The organism is Caulobacter sp. NIBR2454 (genome assembly GCF_027474405.1).
GTDB lineage: Bacteria > Pseudomonadota > Alphaproteobacteria > Caulobacterales > Caulobacteraceae > Caulobacter.
Genome location: NZ_CP114871.1, coordinates 1,586,408 through 1,602,849, shown reverse-complemented (window position 1 = coordinate 1,602,849; position 16,442 = coordinate 1,586,408). Strand labels below are relative to the sequence as shown.

At 66.8% G+C, this 16,442-nt stretch carries 16 protein-coding genes and 2 tRNA genes; 4 read left to right on the top strand and 14 right to left on the bottom strand.

All coding sequences use genetic code 11. From position 1 onward, the window contains the following. Complete coding sequence (locus tag O5K31_RS07910) at positions 1-1,164, bottom strand: acyl-CoA dehydrogenase family protein (RefSeq protein ID WP_269716753.1); 1,164 nt, start codon at positions 1,162-1,164, stop codon at positions 1-3. An 11-nt stretch (positions 1,165-1,175) separates the two neighbouring features. Next, entirely contained in the window at positions 1,176-2,240 is a 1,065-nt protein-coding gene (locus tag O5K31_RS07905; RefSeq protein ID WP_269716752.1) for an NAD(P)/FAD-dependent oxidoreductase, read from the bottom strand. 100 nt (positions 2,241-2,340) lie between these two features. On the opposite strand from O5K31_RS07905, the gene O5K31_RS07900 reads away from it, so the two are divergent. Beyond that, a complete protein-coding gene (locus O5K31_RS07900) occupies positions 2,341-2,910 on the top strand; it encodes a HutD/Ves family protein (protein ID WP_269716751.1) in 570 nt (189 codons plus the stop codon). Here O5K31_RS07900 and O5K31_RS07895 read toward each other — a convergent pair. Continuing rightward, on the bottom strand, positions 2,907-3,446 hold the full coding sequence (locus O5K31_RS07895) for a TetR/AcrR family transcriptional regulator (protein ID WP_269716750.1): 540 nt from the start codon (positions 3,444-3,446) through the stop codon (positions 2,907-2,909). The genes O5K31_RS07900 and O5K31_RS07895 overlap by 4 nt on opposite strands. Before the next feature lie 154 nt (positions 3,447-3,600). On the opposite strand from O5K31_RS07895, the gene O5K31_RS07890 reads away from it, so the two are divergent. The 3 genes from O5K31_RS07890 to O5K31_RS07880 are packed head-to-tail and all read left to right on the top strand — an operon-like array spanning position 3,601 to position 9,373. Next, positions 3,601-4,746 carry an efflux RND transporter periplasmic adaptor subunit gene (locus O5K31_RS07890; protein WP_269716749.1) on the top strand — a complete coding sequence of 382 codons (1,146 nt, stop codon included), beginning with the start codon at positions 3,601-3,603 and terminating at the stop codon, positions 4,744-4,746. Between the two features lie 11 nt (positions 4,747-4,757). Further along, complete coding sequence (locus O5K31_RS07885; RefSeq protein ID WP_269716748.1) at positions 4,758-7,973, top strand: efflux RND transporter permease subunit; 3,216 nt, start codon at positions 4,758-4,760, stop codon at positions 7,971-7,973. Beyond that, complete coding sequence (locus O5K31_RS07880; RefSeq protein WP_269716747.1) at positions 7,973-9,373, top strand: efflux transporter outer membrane subunit; 1,401 nt, start codon at positions 7,973-7,975, stop codon at positions 9,371-9,373. The genes O5K31_RS07885 and O5K31_RS07880 overlap by 1 nt, the downstream gene beginning before the upstream one ends. A gap of 163 nt (positions 9,374-9,536) precedes the next feature. Here the strand turns inward: O5K31_RS07880 and O5K31_RS07875 are convergent. The 11 genes from O5K31_RS07875 to hisD form a co-directional block, all read right to left on the bottom strand. After that, a tRNA-His gene (locus tag O5K31_RS07875) sits at positions 9,537-9,613 on the bottom strand. A gap of 140 nt (positions 9,614-9,753) precedes the next feature. Next, a complete protein-coding gene (locus O5K31_RS07870) occupies positions 9,754-10,479 on the bottom strand; it encodes an energy transducer TonB (protein WP_269716746.1) in 726 nt (241 codons plus the stop codon). A gap of 14 nt (positions 10,480-10,493) precedes the next feature. Then, positions 10,494-10,931 carry a biopolymer transporter ExbD gene (locus O5K31_RS07865; protein WP_269716745.1) on the bottom strand — a complete coding sequence of 146 codons (438 nt, stop codon included), beginning with the start codon at positions 10,929-10,931 and terminating at the stop codon, positions 10,494-10,496. A gap of 5 nt (positions 10,932-10,936) precedes the next feature. Continuing rightward, positions 10,937-11,731 carry a tonB-system energizer ExbB gene (gene exbB, locus O5K31_RS07860; protein WP_269717021.1) on the bottom strand — a complete coding sequence of 265 codons (795 nt, stop codon included), beginning with the start codon at positions 11,729-11,731 and terminating at the stop codon, positions 10,937-10,939. A 465-nt stretch (positions 11,732-12,196) separates the two neighbouring features. Further along, positions 12,197-12,272, bottom strand: a tRNA-Phe gene (locus O5K31_RS07855). A 107-nt stretch (positions 12,273-12,379) separates the two neighbouring features. Further along, positions 12,380-12,562: a DNA gyrase inhibitor YacG gene (yacG, locus tag O5K31_RS07850; protein WP_269716744.1), complete on the bottom strand. Its 183-nt coding sequence runs from the start codon at positions 12,560-12,562 to the stop codon at positions 12,380-12,382. After that, entirely contained in the window at positions 12,559-13,602 is a 1,044-nt protein-coding gene (locus O5K31_RS07845) for a ribonuclease E/G (protein WP_269716743.1), read from the bottom strand. Before O5K31_RS07845 ends, yacG begins: the two co-directional genes overlap by 4 nt. Beyond that, entirely contained in the window at positions 13,599-14,192 is a 594-nt protein-coding gene (locus tag O5K31_RS07840) for a Maf family nucleotide pyrophosphatase (protein WP_269716742.1), read from the bottom strand. Before O5K31_RS07840 ends, O5K31_RS07845 begins: the two co-directional genes overlap by 4 nt. Before the next feature lie 48 nt (positions 14,193-14,240). Then, positions 14,241-14,696 (bottom strand): arsenate-mycothiol transferase ArsC, encoded by a 456-nt coding sequence (locus O5K31_RS07835; protein WP_269716741.1) that lies wholly within the window; start codon positions 14,694-14,696, stop codon positions 14,241-14,243. A 4-nt stretch (positions 14,697-14,700) separates the two neighbouring features. Continuing rightward, positions 14,701-15,168: a UPF0262 family protein gene (locus tag O5K31_RS07830; protein WP_269716740.1), complete on the bottom strand. Its 468-nt coding sequence runs from the start codon at positions 15,166-15,168 to the stop codon at positions 14,701-14,703. Next, the gene (hisD, locus tag O5K31_RS07825) at positions 15,165-16,442 is read right to left on the bottom strand and encodes a histidinol dehydrogenase (RefSeq protein WP_269716739.1); all 1,278 of its coding nucleotides are present in this window, start codon (positions 16,440-16,442) and stop codon (positions 15,165-15,167) included. The genes O5K31_RS07830 and hisD overlap by 4 nt, the downstream gene beginning before the upstream one ends.

Below are 16,442 nucleotides of genomic sequence, written 5' to 3'. Positions count from 1 at the left end.
TCAATAGCTCTTGGGCAGGCCCAGCACGCGTTCGGCGATGTAGTTGAGGATCATCTCGCGGCTGACCGGCGCGATACGGGCGATCATCGCCTCGCGGAAATAGCGCTCCACATCATACTCCTTGGCGTAGCCCATGCCGCCATGGGCCAGAACAGACGCTTCGCAGGCGGTGAAGCCCGCCTCCCCACCCAGGTATTTGGCGGCGTTGGCCTCGGCTCCGCACTCCTCGCCCGCGTCGTAAAGCGCCGCCGCCTTGAACGCCATCAGGCTGGCGGCCTCCAGCTCGGCCCACGACCTGGCCAGAGGGTGGGCCACGCCTTGGTTCTGGCCGATGGGCCGGCCAAACACCACACGCTCCTTGGCGTAGGTCGCCGCCTTGGCCAGGGCGGCGCGGCCAAGCCCCACCGCCTCCACCGCAAACAGCACCCGCTCGGGGTTCAGGCCGTGCAGCAGATAGGAGAACCCCTTGCCTTCCTCGCCGATCAGATCGTCGGCAGGGACTTGCAGGTCCTCGATAAAGAGCATGTTACATTCGACCGCCTTGCGGCCCATCTTCGGGATCGGCTTGGCCTCGATCTTCTCGCGGTCGGTATAGAACAGGCTCAGGCCCTGGGTCGGTTTGGCGACCTGATCCTTGGGCGTCGTGCGCGCGATGATCAGGATCTTGTTGGCCCGCTGGGCGCCGGTGGTCCAGATCTTCCGGCCGTTTAGGACGTAGCCGTCATTGGTCCGCTCGGCCCGCGTCTCCAGGCTGGAGGTGTCGAGGCCGGAGTTCGGCTCCGTCACCGCGAAACACATCTTGTCCTCGCCGCTGATCAGCCGCGGCAGATGCCGGTCGCGCTGGGCCTGGGTCCCGAACTTCACGATCGGCATGGGCCCGAAGATGTTCAGGTGGATCGCCGATGCGCCGGAAAAGCCCGCCCCGGACTGGGCCACCGTCTGCATCATGATCGCGGCCTCGGTCAGGCCCAGGCCCGCGCCGCCGACGCTTTCGGGCATGGCGACGCCCAACCAGCCGCCCTCGGCGATGGCGGCCACGAAGGCTTCGGGGAAGTCGCCGGTCTCGTCGGTCTTGCGCCAGTATTCGTCGTTGAAACGCTCGCAAACCCGGGCGACGCCCTCACGGATCGCTTCCTGCTCTTGCGTCAGCCCAAAACCGGTCATGCGTTCCCCTGTTATGCCGCCGGTCCTCGAAAGCGCTGCGGATCGAACCGCGAGGCGAACGGGCCAGCGTCTTTGTCACTCAGATAAGCGTTGATCATATTGGCCATCAGTGGCGCGAGAAGCCAGCCGTTGCGACGCGCGCCGACCGCCAGCATCATGCCCGGCGTCTGGCTCCAGCCGAGCAGCGGCAAACCGTCAGGCGTGGCGCCCCGAACCGCGGCGGCTGCCTCGAAGCGCGCACCACGCAACGTCGGAAGCAATAGGGCGGCCCGCGCCGTCAGGCCGGCGATGATTTCGGGATCGACCCGACGATCGGACAGACCCACCTCCATGGTGGCGCCCACAAGAACGCCGGCCGGCGTCGGGCAGATATAGACGCCGTCACCTCGCACCACCGGGCCGTCCATCATCGCATCACGCGTCAGGGCGATGTGCCCCTTGATCGGCGTGACCGCCGAAAGCTCCGGCGCCAAGACCTGCATTTCTCGCGCGGCGCCCGTAGCCACGAGCAGCACGTCGGCCTCTATGGAGTCGCCGCCCGCCAGCCGCGCGCGGCCCGGCGACCACTCGATGACGTCCTCTGAGACAAGGTGAGCTCCGGCGGCGACCGCCGCATCGCGCAAGACACGCAGGGCGTCCCCCGCTCGCAGGCGAAGATCGTCGGGCGCATGGAGCGCGCCGAGGTCTTCGGCGAGCTCCGGCGACAGGGCCTTGGCCTGGAACGGGATCAACCGCTCGAATCGAGCTCCTTCTTCCACGAGGCGCGCTTCCCAGGCGGCGAGGCGGTCAGGGTCGCCCACCGCCACGGCTCCCGAACGCTCCAGCGTGACGCCGAACGCCTCGGCGAAGGCTGACCACTCCGCCCTCGCCGCCTCGAGAATCGAGAAGTGGCCCTGGGACGCTGGATCGAAGATCGTTTCCATCGCCGGTGCCAGCATGCCGGCCGCCACGCCGGAAGCGTTGTCGCCCAGCGACGCGGAATCGCATAGGACCACGTCCGCGCCCCGTCGCGCCAGGGTCGCCGCTGCGGTGATCCCGACGGCGCCGCCGCCGGCGATGACGACTCGCTGGTTCATTCGGGCAAAGCAACGATCAAGGGCGGGCGCGTCAAGCCTTGCCTAGGTGATCAGGTTTCAGCTAACGCCGTTACCGACCTGTTGAGTGGAGTCGACGTCAATGCAGATCTTCCGTAGCGCTGATCGTGCTTCAACGCCCTGGAAGAACGGCGGCGGCATGACAGCCGAGATCGTCGCGCGTCCCGTCGGCTCGGATCTCGACACCCTGGAATGGCGCGCCAGCCTGGCCCGGATCGAGCAGGACGGCCCGTTCTCTTCCTTTCCCGGCGTCGATCGGGTCCTGGCCGTGGTGGAGGGCCAATTGAAGCTGAGCCTGGCGGGCGGATCGCCGGTCACGGCGGACAGCACGACCTCGCCCCTGCGCTTTCAAGGTGAAATGGATATCGGGGCCCAGCCGTCGGAGGGCGGCGCGAGCGTACTGAACATCCTGGTGAGGCGCGATCGCTGGCAAGCCGTGGCCGAGCGGATGACGGTCGCCCCGCCCCGCTCCATCGTGGTCGATGGCCAGACCCTGATCTTCGCCGTGGACCCGCTCAGCGTCTCCAGTGAAGAAGGCGCCAAGGCTTTGGAGGCTCTTGACCTCCTGCACGTGGAAGGCCCGACAACGCTGCGGCTTTCCGCCCCCGCCGCCTCGGCGCGGGTGGTGATCGTCCGGCTGTCGCCCGTCTAGTCGATACAGCGCTGGATGATGTCCGCGAGCCGGCGCTCCATGTCGGCCAACTCACGCTCGTCGAGATCGAAGTCCGGGATAAGGGCGCGCGAGATGCTCAGGCCCATGATGATCGCGCCGACCATCTTGCCCTTCACCTTGGCGTCAGGCCCGCCGAGAATCGCCTCCAGCCGGTCGTAGAAGCGTTCGCGGCCCATGACCCGGATCGCGCCCGACGCCTTGGGCGAGGCGGAGGAACGCAGCATGATCAGGAAGCAGTCGAGCTTTTCGCTGTCCTGGGGCTCGTAAAGCATCATGTGCGCCACGTGCGCCCCGAAACGCTCACGCTCCACCGTGAACAGGTCGCTGGGGTCGCCCGCGTGGCAGACCTCGACGAAGAGGTCCTCCTTCGAGCCGAAATAGCGCGAGATCAAAGCGGGATCGACGCCCGCGTCCGACGCCACGTCGCGGACGCCCACGCTGTCATAAGCCTCACGCGAGAATCGGGCACGAGCGGCGCTTAAAATCGCGGCGCGAGTGGCTGCGGCATTGCGCATTCGAGGTTGAAGGCCCACGTCCGTCAAAGGCTCTTTCCTAAATTCTGCGACATCTTCGTCAACGACTGTTGACTTGCATACCCCATTCCGGGCTAGAAGTCACCGCCTGTTGACATAGGCTTCCCCTGCGGAAGCCTGCGAACTGGGGAATGGAATGCGTAAGATCCTCGCTGTCGCCGCTATTGGCGCGACCGGACTCGTCCTGGCCGCCTGCGGTCAGAAACAAGCCCAGCCCCAGGGCGGCCCGCCTCCGGTGTCGGTGGCGACGCCGTTGCAGGAGCGTGTCGTCGACTGGAACGACTTCGTCGGTCGGTTTGAAGCGCCCCAGCAGGTCGAGGTCCGCGCCCGCGCCGGCGGCTACATCCAGGCCATCCACTTCCGCGACGGACAGCAGGTCAAGGCTGGCCAGTTGCTGTTCACCCTCGACCCCCGCCCCGCCCAGGCCGCCCTCGCCGCCGCCCAGGCCCAGGCCAACCAGGCTCGTAGCGACCTGAAGCGCGCCGAAAGCCTCCTGGCCGCCACCGCCATCTCCCGCGAAGAGTTCGAAACTCGCCGCGCCGCGGCCCAGGTGGCCGAAGCCGGCCTGCGCGCCCGCGAACTGGACCTGGAGTTCACGCGCGTCACCGCCCCTGTCTCCGGCGTCGCCTCGGACCGTCGCGTGGACGCTGGCAACGTCATCTCGGGCGGCACGTCCAACGCCGACGTACTGACCACCATCGTCTCGACCAACCCGATCCACTTCACCTTCGAGGCTTCCGAAGCCCAGCTTCTGACCCAACAGCGTCAACAGGGCCGCGGCGCCGGCCGCGTGAAGGTGCGCCTGCAGGACGAGGCCGAATATCGCTGGAACGGTACGGTGGACTTCGCCGACAACGCCGTCGACGCCAGCTCCGGCGCCTTCCGGATGCGCGCGGTGGTCAACAACCCCAACAACTTCCTCAAGCCCGGCATGTTCGGCCGCGCCCGCGTCGAGGGCTCGGGCGCCTACAACGCCATGCTGATCCCCGAAGAGGCCGTGGTCGCCGACGGCGCCCGCAAGGTCGCCTATGTGGTGGCCGGCGATGGCACGGTGACGATGAAGCCGCTTCAGCTTGGCCCGCTGACCGGCGGCCTGCGCGTGGTCAAGACGGGCCTTCGTCCCGACGACCGCGTTATCGTCAACGGCATCCAGCGCGCCCAGCCGGGCCAGAAGGTCACGGCCAGCACGGTGAAGATCACCCATAAGGCCCCCACGCCCTCCACGACCCCGCTCCCGACCGCGGCCCCCGCCGCCACCGCGACGCCCGTCGGCGCCCAGTAAGCGAGCGTCAGATGCGTTTCTCGCACTTCTTCATCGACCGGCCGATCTTCGCGGCCGTCATCGCGGTCTTCATCAGCCTGATCGGCGCCTTCGCCTATCCGCTGCTGCCGCTGTCCCAGTATCCCGAGATCGCGCCTCCGACGATCTCCGTCGCCGCGCCCTATCCGGGCGCTTCGGCCGAAACCCTCGCCGAGACGGTCGCCGCGCCTATCGAGCAGGAGATCAACGGCGTCGAGGACATGCTTTACATGACCTCGTCGTCGGCCAACGGGCTGGCTCAGATCACCGTCACCTTCAAGCCGGGCACCGACCTCGACGCCGCTCAGGTGCTGGTTCAGAACCGCGTCGCCCTGGCCGAACCGCGCCTGCCCGAACAGGTGCGCCAGATCGGCGTGACGGTGAACAAGCAGTCCACCGGCTTCCTGATGCTGGTCGCCCTGACCAGCAAGGACCCCAACGTCGATATCGACTACATCGGCAACTACGCCAACTCCGCCCTGCGCGACAGCTTGCTGCGCATCGAAGGCGTCGGCGGCGTCCAGGTGTTCGGCGGCGGTCTCTATTCCATGCGCGTGTGGATCGACCCGGGCCGGGCCGCCGCGCGCAACCTGACCGCCAGCGAGATCGTCACCGCCCTTCGCACCCAGAACGTCCAGGTCGCGGCCGGCTCCATCGGCCAGCCGCCCTTTGGCGGCGACACGGCCAACGAAATGCCGGTGCAGGTCGAGGGCCGCCTTTCCAGCCCCGAAGAGTTCGCCGACGTGGTCATCAAGACCGACGCCGACGGCCGCGTGACGCGCGTCCGCGACGTCGCCCGCGTCGAGCTGGGTTCGCAGGACTATGGCATCCGAGGCTATTTCGGCGGTGATCGCGGCATCGGCCTGGCCATCGTGCAGCAGCCTGGCTCCAACGCGCTGGGCACCGCCGAGCGCGTCCTGGCGGCGGTCGAGGAAGCCAAGCCGAACTTCCCTCAAGGCGTCACCTATTCGATCCCCTACAACCCCACCGAATACGTCGCCGCCTCGGTCGAGGCGGTGCAGCACACCCTGTTCGAAGCCGTGGTGCTGGTGGTCATCGTGGTGCTGGTCTTCCTGCAGACCTGGCGCGCGGCGATCATTCCCATCATCGCCATTCCGGTGGCTCTGGTCGGCACCTTCGCGGTGCAGCTGGCGCTCGGATTCTCGATCAACTCGCTGTCGCTGTTCGCCCTGGTGCTCGCCGTCGGCATCGTGGTCGATGACGCCATCGTCGTGGTCGAGAACGTGGAGCGGAATCTCAGACTGGGCATGACGCCCAGGGAGGCCGCCTATCGGACCATGGACGAGGTCTCCGGCGCTCTGATCGCCATCGGCCTCGTGCTGGCGGCAGTGTTCATTCCGACCGCCTTCGTGTCCGGCATTCCCGGCCAGTTCTATCGTCAGTTCGCGGTGACCATTACGGCCGCCTCGCTGATCTCGCTGCTGGTCTCCCTGACCCTCTCGCCTGCCCTGGCCGCCCTGCTGCTCAAGCCGCACAAGGAAGATCACGAAAACCAGGGACCGCGCTGGCTGCGCCCGATCCAGAAGGCCGGCAAGCGGTTCAACGACGGCTTCGACTGGCTGGCTGATCGCTATGGCCGACTGACCGCGCGCCTGATCCGCGCCAGCATGATCGTGCTGATCGTCTATGGCGGCCTGCTGCTGGTCACCGGCTGGCGTCTCGGCGCCACCCCCGCCGGCTTTATCCCGGAACAGGACCAGGGCGTGCTGATCGGCGTCGTCCAGTTGCCGCCTGGCGCATCGCTGGAGCGGACCGACGCCCTGCTGACCCAGACCAGCAAGATCGTCTCCGACCTTCCAGGCGTCGAAAGCGTCGCGGCCTTCTCCGGCCTCGACGGCGCCAGCTTCTCGCAGGCTTCCAACGCCGGGACTATGTTCATCCGCCTGAAGGACTGGAGCGAACGCGGCAAGGACCTGTCGGCCAACAACCTGGCTGGCGCGGTCATGCAGAAGATGGGAGCCATCCAGGAAGCCAACGTCTTCGTCCTGTCGCCCCCGCCCGTTCAGGGCCTGGGCAACGGCGGCGGCTTCAAGATGATGATCCAGGACCGTTCGGGCGCCGGCTATCCGGCCCTTGAAGGCGCGTCCTTCGCCATGATGGGCGCCGCGGCCCAGGACCCGGAGCTGCAGCAGGTCTTCACCCAGTTCAACACCCGCTCGCCGCGTATCAACGCGGACGTGGATCGCGACAAGGCCCTGCTGCTCGGCGTGCAGCCGAGCGAGGTCTACAGCACCTTGGGCACCTATCTGGGCTCCAACTACATCAACGACTTCAACATGCTGGGCCGCACGTTCCGCGTGACCGCCCAGGCCGAGCCTAGCCAGCGCGACGACATCTCCGACATCGGGGACCTGAAGGTCCGCTCGACCTCGGGCGGCATGGTTCCCCTCGGCTCGGTGGCCAATCTGGAAGATGGGACGGGCCCGGCTCGCGTCGTGCGCTTCAACCTGTTCCCGGCCGCCGAACTTCAGGGTCAGGCCGCCCCCGGCGTCTCGTCCGCCCAGGCGATCGAGAAGATGGAAGCCATGGCGGCGTCCACCCTGCCCCAGGGCTTCAGCTACGAGTGGACGGAACTCGCCTATCAGGAGAAGCAGTCCGGCAACACCGCCGCCCTGATCTTCGGCCTGGCCGTGGTTTTCGTCTTCCTGGTGCTGGCCGCGCAGTACGAAGCCTTCACTCTGCCCCTGGCGGTGATCCTGATCGTGCCGATGTGCATTCTGGCGGCCATCGTCGGGGTCAACATCATGGGCCTGGACAACAACATCCTCGTCCAGATCGGCTTCGTGGTGCTGGTCGGCCTCGCCGCCAAGAACGCCATCCTGATCGTGGAGTTCGCCAAGCAGGCCGAGGAGCAGGAAGGCATGGACCGCTTCGAAGCGGCCGTGAACGCCGCCCGCACGCGCCTGCGGCCGATCCTGATGACCTCCTTCGCCTTCATCCTGGGCGTCGTGCCCCTGATGCTGGCCACGGGTCCGGGCGCGGAGATGCGCCAGTCCCTGGGCACCTCGGTGTTCTTCGGGATGCTGGGCGTGACGTTCTTCGGCCTGATCTTCACGCCGGTGTTCTACGTCCTGTGCCGCTGGATCGCGCTTCGTCTGCCCAAGGCGCCGGCCAAGGAGCCGAGCTACCCCACCACGGGCGGCCTGCCGCCCCACGCCCCGGCCCACGACAACGACGGAGCCCACTGATGCGCCGCCTTACCCGCGCGCTCGTCCTGAGCGCCTCCGTCTCCGTCCTCGCCGCCTGCGCGGCTGGGCCGGACTACGTCAAGCCGATGGGTGTTCCGACGCAGGGCGCCTTCGTCAGCGCCTCCTCGCCCGCCTTCACGGCTGAGGAGCCCGCCGGCGACTGGTGGCGGCTGTTCCAGGCCCCGGCTCTGGACTCCCTGATCGCCCAGGCGCTGGAGGCCAACCGCGATATCGCCGTCGCCTCGGCCAACCTGGCTCAGGTACGCGCCTCGCTCAGCGAGACCCGCGCCGGGCGGCTCCCGTCCACGACCCTCTCGGGCTCGGCGGCCCGTGTGCGCCAACAGAACCTGGCCACAGGAGACTTCATCGAGGGCGACGCCTTCTCGGCCGGGTTCGACCTGGCCTACGAGGTCGATATCTTCGGCCGGGTCAGCCGCTCAATCGAGGCGGTCCGCGCCGACGCTGACGCCGCCCAGGCGGCCTTGGACGCCACACGCCTGACGGTGGCCGCCGAGACCGCCCGCGCCTTCGCGGACGCCTGCGCCGCCAACGTGCAGCTTGAGGTGGCCAATCGCACCCTGGGCCTGCAGGAGGAGACCCTGGGCCTCACCCGCCGCCAGCTCGACAGCGGGCGCGGCACGGGCCTGGACATCTCCCGCGCCTCGACCCAGGTCGAAAGCACCCGCGCCACCCTGCCGCCGCTGCTGGCGGCGCGTGATGCGGCGCTCTTTCGCCTATCGGTCCTGACCGGCCAGCCGCCGGCCCAGATTCCGGTCGCTGCCCGCGATTGCACCGCCATCCCGCAAGCCGTGGCGGCGATCCCCGTGGGCGACGGCGCTGGCTTGCTGGCCCGCCGGCCGGACGTGCGCCAGGCGGAGCGCCGCCTGGCCGCCGCCACAGCCCGGATCGGCGTGGCGACCGCCTCGCTCTATCCGTCGGTGAACCTGGGCGGCTCAATCGCCACGCTCGCCGCGAACGCCGGCGACCTGGGTGACGATTTCACCTTCAACGTTGGGCCCCTGATCTCCTGGAGCTTCCCAAACATGGTCGCCGGGCGCGCTCGTGTGCGCCAGGCCGGCGCGGCGGCGGATGCGGCCCTGGCCAGCTTCGAGCAGGCCAACCTTATCGCCTTGCAGGAGACCGAGACCGCCCTGTCGGCCTATGCCCGCGAACTGGATCGCCGAAGCGCCCTGCGCCGCGGCCGCGAGCAAAGCGCCAACGCCCTGCGCCTGGCGCGCATGCGCTACGACGCGGGCGTGGACAGCTTTCTGACCGTGCTGGACGCCCAGCGCACCCTGGCCTCCCTGGAGGCCCAGCTGGCCAGCTCAGAGGCTCAGGTGACCACCAATCAGATCGTCCTGTTCAAGGCCCTGGGCGGCGGCTGGACGCCTCCGCAATAGCGGGGCCAAGACAACTTTCGCTACAGCAAGGCGGGCGTCATAGACGTCCGCCTTTTGTTTTGGGCGCCAGAGACTTCGCAGGCGGCCCGGCGCCCGCCAGGAGCGCTCGGCCATGGCTGAAATGAGAAAGGCCCGGCGTCGCCGCCGGGCCTTATCAAGCGAATGGTACCACCTCTCAGGTTCGAACTGAGGACCTCTAGAGCCACAATCTAGCGCTCTAACCAACTGAGCTAAGGCGGCACGCTTCGCGAGGGGTGTCCTTTAGTCTCCCGGGCGCTTCGGATCAAGCGCCAAGGCGTCATTTCAAGGGCGCATTATAACAAGAAAACGCCCCGGAGATCGCTCTCCGGGGCGCTTCTTTTTGTTCGCTCTCGCGGACCCTAGGTGGGGACGCGGAAGACGATCGGGATCCGCACCGTGCCACCTTCGACGGGCGCGCCGTCGTTGGTTTTCGGACGCATCCGGAAGATCCGCGACAGCTTGATGGCGGCGTCGCCAAAGCCGTAGTCGGCCGGGTCTTCCGAAACGATCGAGCAGCTCTCCAGGGTGCCGCGAGCGGTCACCTGGCAGGAGATAGTCGCACGACCGTTCACTTCCATCCGCTGGGCGCGATCCGGGTAGTAACGAGCAAGGTCGTCACCGCTCGGCTTGCGCAGCCAGTCAGGGTTCGTGATCACCGAAGGCCGCGGCGGAGCCGCCGGGGCCGGCGGAGCCGTCGAGATCACCGGCGGAGCCGGGCTTTCGACCCGTTCCTTCACCGGCGGGATCGGCAGCGGCGGCGGCGGCGTCACGTCCGGGGGGACGTTTGCCGGCGGACGCGGCTGAACCTTGGCCGGAGGCGGCGGTTCGTTGGTCGGCGGCGGCGGCGGCGGAGGCGGAGGCGGCGGGGGCGGCGGCTTGATAACGTCCACCTTCACCGCTTCGTCCGTGTACTCCTTGTACTTCGGCTCGAACTTCACTTTCCACAGGTAGACCCCGAGGAGAGCGTGAAGCCCGAAGGCGACCAGTACACCGACACCGAAGGCGCCAAGGCCCTTCTTTTTCGGGCCTCCCTCAGCGGTCAGCGGATCGTAGTGACGCCTGGGTTCTTGCTGTTCTTCAGCCATTCAACCATGCACCCCTACGAAGCTGCCGCATCGGCGCCGATGAGCGCCACGCTGTAAAACCCGTTGTCCTGGAGCGTATTCATCACCTGCATGAAAGCCCCGTAGCGGGTTTGCTTGTCAGCACGGATGTAAATGCGCTCCTTCGTCGGGTCGCGACGGCCCACATTCTTCTTCAGATCGGCGCCCATGGTATCCACCGAGGTTTCGAAGTCCCCGATATAGATCGCCCCATTGGACTGGATCGAAATGTAGACCGGTTTCGGCGGGTTCTGCGACGCTTGCGCAACCGCAGGCGGGAGGTCCACTTCCACCGACACGGTGGCTAGCGGAGCCGCCACCATGAAGATGATCAGGAGGACCAGCATAACATCGACGAACGGCGTGACGTTGATCTCGCTGTTCTGCTCGATGTTGAACCTACCGCCGCCCCCTCCAGAGAGTTTGGCGCCCATAGGCCTTACGCCCCCTTGTCGAGCTGACGCGACAGCGCGTTGGTCAGTTCAGCCACGAAACCTTCAGCGCGCGTGCCGTAGGCCGAGATGCGGGTCTGGAAGTAGTTGTAGAAGATAACCGCCGGGATAGCGGCGAACAGACCGATACCGGTGGCGAGCAGCGCTTCGGCGATGCCGGGAGCGACGACGGCCAGGTTGGTCGTGTTGGTGTTCGCGATACCGATGAACGAGTTCATGATCCCGTAAACGGTACCGAACAGACCGATGAACGGACCCGAAGAACCGACCGAAGCCAGGAAGGTCATGCCGCCCGACATGCGCTTGGCCAGGTTGGCTTGCACGGCGTTGATGGCGGTTTGAACGCGAACCAGCGTGGAGTCGCGGTGGGTGCCGGAAACTTGCAGGCCCGCTTGACGGGACAGCTCGATTTCGGCGGAGGCGGCGGCGGCCATGTCGGCCATCGGGTTGCCTTCGAACTCTTCCGAGGAAGAGAGACGGCCAATGTCGGCGATCGACTTCGCACCGCGGAAGGATTCCAGGTACTTGTCCGATTGCTTGTTGAGCGAGCCAAACTCGAAGAGCTTGCTGATCAGCAGCACCCACGAGAACACCGAAGCCAGCACCAGGCCGATCATGACGACCTTAACGACCGGGTCGGCGTCAAGGAACATCTGAACGGGCGTGAGTTTGCCGGCGTGGGCGATCGTCGCAGGGGCTTCCTGAGCGAGGGCCGGGGCGGCCGCCATGAGCGCCGCAGCGCCGGCGAAGCCGAGAATGAAAGTCAGTCGTTTGTTGAGCATCTGTCGCCAGTTCCTGATTGGTCTAGCACGTTTGGACACAAGGGTCGTCGCGCGAAAGCGTCTCCACCCTACGAATATGCGGGAATCTACTTCTTAGTCTGAGTTCGACTCCAACACCGCTTCGCTGCGCCCGACCCGTAACGTTGAGCCGACCCTGAGGCCGGAACCGCGTTTCGAAGGCGCGAGGGCCCCGAACGACCCGAGGGCCGTCCGAGAATTACCGCAATGTCAGAATTGCGGTCATGGTCCTTTGGCGAACCATTGCCCCATCGTCAAGGGCTTCCAACGATAGATATTTGATCCTGAGCGACCTAACGGCGTTAGGTTCATTGCGCCGCACAAATTAAAACCGTCGCAAAACAGCAAAAATCACCCCGGCTGGGCAATATCCACGTTGCAGCGCGGCGCGGGAATTCGCCCGTGCGCTTCGGCCGCAGGCCTAGGTCGTATCGACTTGTGGGGAAGTGGTGCCTGGGGCCGGAATCGAACCAGCGACACGCGGATTTTCAATCCGCTGCTCTACCAACTGAGCTACCCAGGCCTGAAACGTGTCCGAAGCCATCAAATGAGGCTCGAAAACCGTCCCCGCATTCGCGGGAGCCGCGTCTATAGAAGAGACAAACCGGCCTGTCCAGCCGGTCGAACGCCTTATTCTTCGTCGTCGGAAAGCAGGGTCGAAACACCGTCCTGCTCGTCCTCGTCGCGACCGCCGGGGACCGCATAGCTTCCCACCAGCCAGCGCTGCAGATCCACGTCCGCGCAGCGCTTCGAGCAGAACGGCTTAAAGGCCGCATCGGTCGGCTTGCGGCAGATTGGGCACGATTTGCTCATTTGCTGACCACCTCCAGATACTCGGGGCCGCCGCGATCGGAAATCTGGATTTCGAACCGCGCGCCCAGCTTATCGCGCACCGCGGGAATATAAGGCTCCACTGCAACCGAAACGGCCTGAGAGCAGAACGCCCGTAGTCGCCCGCCAGGGGACGAGGCCCCTTCCCGCTCGATCATCCGAACCAGCCGCAGGGCCAGGGTCGTGGTCGTAAGACGACCGTCCGGGCCGCGCAGGATCTCCAGCACCGAGCGGCGTCGGCGCGGGATGGTCATCTCCATGGTGCCGAACCGGCTGATCGCGCCGATGGCCACGCCCGGGTTGTCGGGCGCGAAAGCCTTGCGCGCCACGCCCAGCAGCGCGTGGCCGTCATGGCCCCGTCCCACAAGATCATAAACCACAAGGCCGCCAAGACCCTTCAGCCGCATCAGACGCGCGCCCACGGTCAGGGCCGTCATGTTCGCCTGGCGGGTGACCTTCTTGGAATCCTGCCCGCCCCGGTCGCCCAGATCCACATCCACCGCGATCAGGGCGCGGGTCGGTTCGATGCTGATCGTCCCGCCGCCCGGCAACGGGTGGACGGTCAGAAGGACTTCCTCCTCCGCCTCGTCGATGGCGGCGCGGGCTTCTGGGCCTTCGAAGACTTCTTCGGTGTCGGCCCACAGCATCATCTGCTCGGCCAGATCCGTGGGAGCCGCGGTCAGGCGCGGCGCGCCCTGGGCTTCGGCGATGAAGCGGGCGACGGCCAGCTTGCCGTTGCGCGGCTCGCTTTTGATCTCGACCTCCACCGCTCCGCCCTGGACCAGGGGCGGCATGTCGGTCTTCAGCGCCAGGATAGCCTCCGCCCCGCCAGGCAGTTCCAGGAAGGCGGTCGACATCACCTTCTCAATCTTGCGGACTCGGGCGACCGAACGGGCCCCCTCGGTCAGGATGGGATCGTCGCCATCACGGACGATGACCAGACGTTCCGGTCGACCATCATGCACGACCAGCCCGCGCGTCTCGCCGATTCCTCGATCCAAAAAGAGCCAGCGCTCGCTCATGCTCGCCACCCAAGTCCCGAAAGCAGATTCACAGTTTCATAGAGCGGTAGCCCGACCACGCCGGTGTAAGAGCCCGCCAGGTTGATGACGAACGCGCCAGCCTTGCCCTGAACGCCATATCCGCCCGCCTTGCCCTTCCATTCCCCGCTGGCGACATAGGCCTCGATCTCGGCGTCGGTCAGGCGCTTGAAGTGCAGGCGCGTCTCCACCAGGCGCGAGGCCTTGCGCCCGTCAGGGGCGACAGCGGCGATTCCGGTGAGGACCTTGTGGGCGCGACCCGACAACAGGGCCAGGCACTGACGCGCCTGCGCCTCGGTCTCGGCCTTGGGCAGGATGCGACGGCCGACACAGACCACTGTATCGGCGCCCAGAACGACCGCGCCCGCTTCCATGGCCGCCGCGGCCTCGGCTTTCTCGACCGCCAGACGCAGCGCCAGGCGGCGAGGCGTCTCGTCACGCAGCGGGGTTTCGTCGATATCGGCCGGCGCCACGCGATCAGGCTCGATCCCCACCTGGCGCAGCAGGTCCAGCCGTCGGGGGCTGGCGCTGGCCAGGACCAGCGGCGGGCGATTGTTCTCAGTCTGGCTCATGGCCCCTCAAGCGGCGGACGCGCCGAAACGCGCCGCCATATAGCGGTTTCACCCGCCGAACGTCGATGCAGTCCCAAACCGCCTGTGGATGGCGGCCGAAAGGTCGTCGCGAACCCGGCGATAGGCTTCGATCACGCCTTCACGCGAACCTTCCGCGAGGGTGGGATCGATCGTCGGCCAGTAAAGGATCTCCACCGCCCTGCCCCGCGACAGCTCCACCGCCCGGTGCTGCGCCTCGGGCGTCAGCGAGATGACCATGTCGAAGGATTCGTCTTCCAACTCGTCGAAGGTCTTGGCGCGATGAGTGGAAAGATCAAAGCCGACCTCGTCCATCACCGCCCGGGCGAAGGGATCGGCGGCCCGCCCCGCCGGGTCCGGTTTCAGTCCGCAGGAATCGACGAAGATCCGGTCCCCGAACCGCAATCGCAACAACCCCTCGGCCATGGGCGAACGCACGCGGTTGAAGTTGCAGGCGAACAGCACCGCCCCCGGAAGCTCGAGCACGGGATCAGCCCCGCCAGTGCAGGGCGCAGATCAAGGTGAACAGGCGCCGGGCGGTGTCGAAATCCAGCTGAACCTTGCCGTCCAGGCGCTCGCGCAGCAGCGTCGAACCTTCGTTGTGCAGACCCCGCCGCCCCATGTCCAAGGCCTCGATCTGTTGCGGGGTCGAGTTGCGGATCGCGTGATAATAGCTCTCGCAGACCATGAAGTAGTCCTTGATCACCGTTCGGAACGGCGACAGCGACAGCAGGTGACGGTAGGCGAACTCTGGGCCGGCGATGTCCAGCGCCAGGCGGTTCTCCACCAGCGAGATCTTCAGGTCGTACGGCCCGCCGGTCGCGCCTTCGGGCTGGAAGCTGTTCTCCTCGATCAGGTCATAGATCGCGATCTGCCGCTCCTGCTCCTGGTCGCGTGAAGCGGCGGCGAGGGATTCCTCGTCGATCTCGATCGACTTGAGGGCGTGCGGACCGCTCACTTCAGCCGCACCGCCGCCGACCGGGCGTGAGCGGGCAAACCCTCGGCCGTGGCTAGGGCCACCGTCGCCGGACCAAGCCGCGCGAACGACGCCGGATCGCATTTGACGATCGAGGTGCGCTTGAGGAAGTCATAGATCGACAGGCCCGACTGGAACCTCGCCGCCCGGCTGGTGGGCAGGACGTGGTTGGAGCCGGCGATGTAGTCGCCAATGGCTTCGGGCGTATGCCTGCCCAGGAAGATCGCGCCGGCGTGGCGCACCTGGTCGGAAAGCGCCTCCGGATCGTCCAGGGCGAACTCCACGTGCTCGGGCGCCAGGATATTCACCAGGCGTGGGCTGTCGGCCAGAGGGGCGATGATGATCGCGCCATGGTTCTTCCAGGACTCCGCCGCGTCCTTGGCGGTGGCCAGCGTCTCCAGCTCGGCGGCGATGGCCTGTTCGACCTTGTCGGCGAACGCCTCGTCGTCGGTGATCAGGATCGACTGGGCCGCGGGGTCATGCTCGGCCTGGGACAGCAGGTCGGCGGCGATCCAGGTGGGGTCGTTCTTGCCGTCGGCCACGACCACGATCTCGGACGGACCCGCCAAGGCGTCGATCCCGACGATCCCGTAAATCTGACGTTTGGCGGCCGTGACGAAGGCGTTGCCCGGGCCGACGATCTTGTCGACGGGCGCGATGGGCCCCGCGCCAAACGCCAGGGCGGCGACGGCTTGGGCTCCGCCGACACGCCAGATCTCGGTGACGCCGGCCTCTTGTGCGGCGGCCAGGACCGCTGGCTCCAGCTTACCAGGGGGCGTGACCATGGCGATCCGATCGACGCCCGCCACCTTGGCCGGCACGCAGTTCATCAGAACGGTCGAGGGATAGGCCGCGCGGCCGCCGGGTACATAGACGCCCACGGCCTCCAGCGGCGTCCAGCGCCAGCCCAGCTCCACGCCTGCCTCGTCGACGAAGCGCTGGTCGGCCGGCTTCTGACGCTCGTGGAACGCCTTGATGCGCGACGCGGCCAGCTTGATGGCCTCGCGCACCTCGGGGTGGCATTCCGCCGCGCCGGCGGCGATCTCCTCGGCGGTGACACGGATCGTCTCCTCGTTCAGCTCGATCTTGTCGAACTGACGCGTGAAACGCAGCACAGCGGGAAGGCCTTCGTTCTGCACGGCCTGGAGGACATAGCGAACGGCCGCGCCCACATCGTCGGGCGAGCCCCGCTGTTCACCTACAAAGGCTTGGAAACGGGCTTCAAAGTCGGGGTCGGCGGATCGGAACCTGCGCAT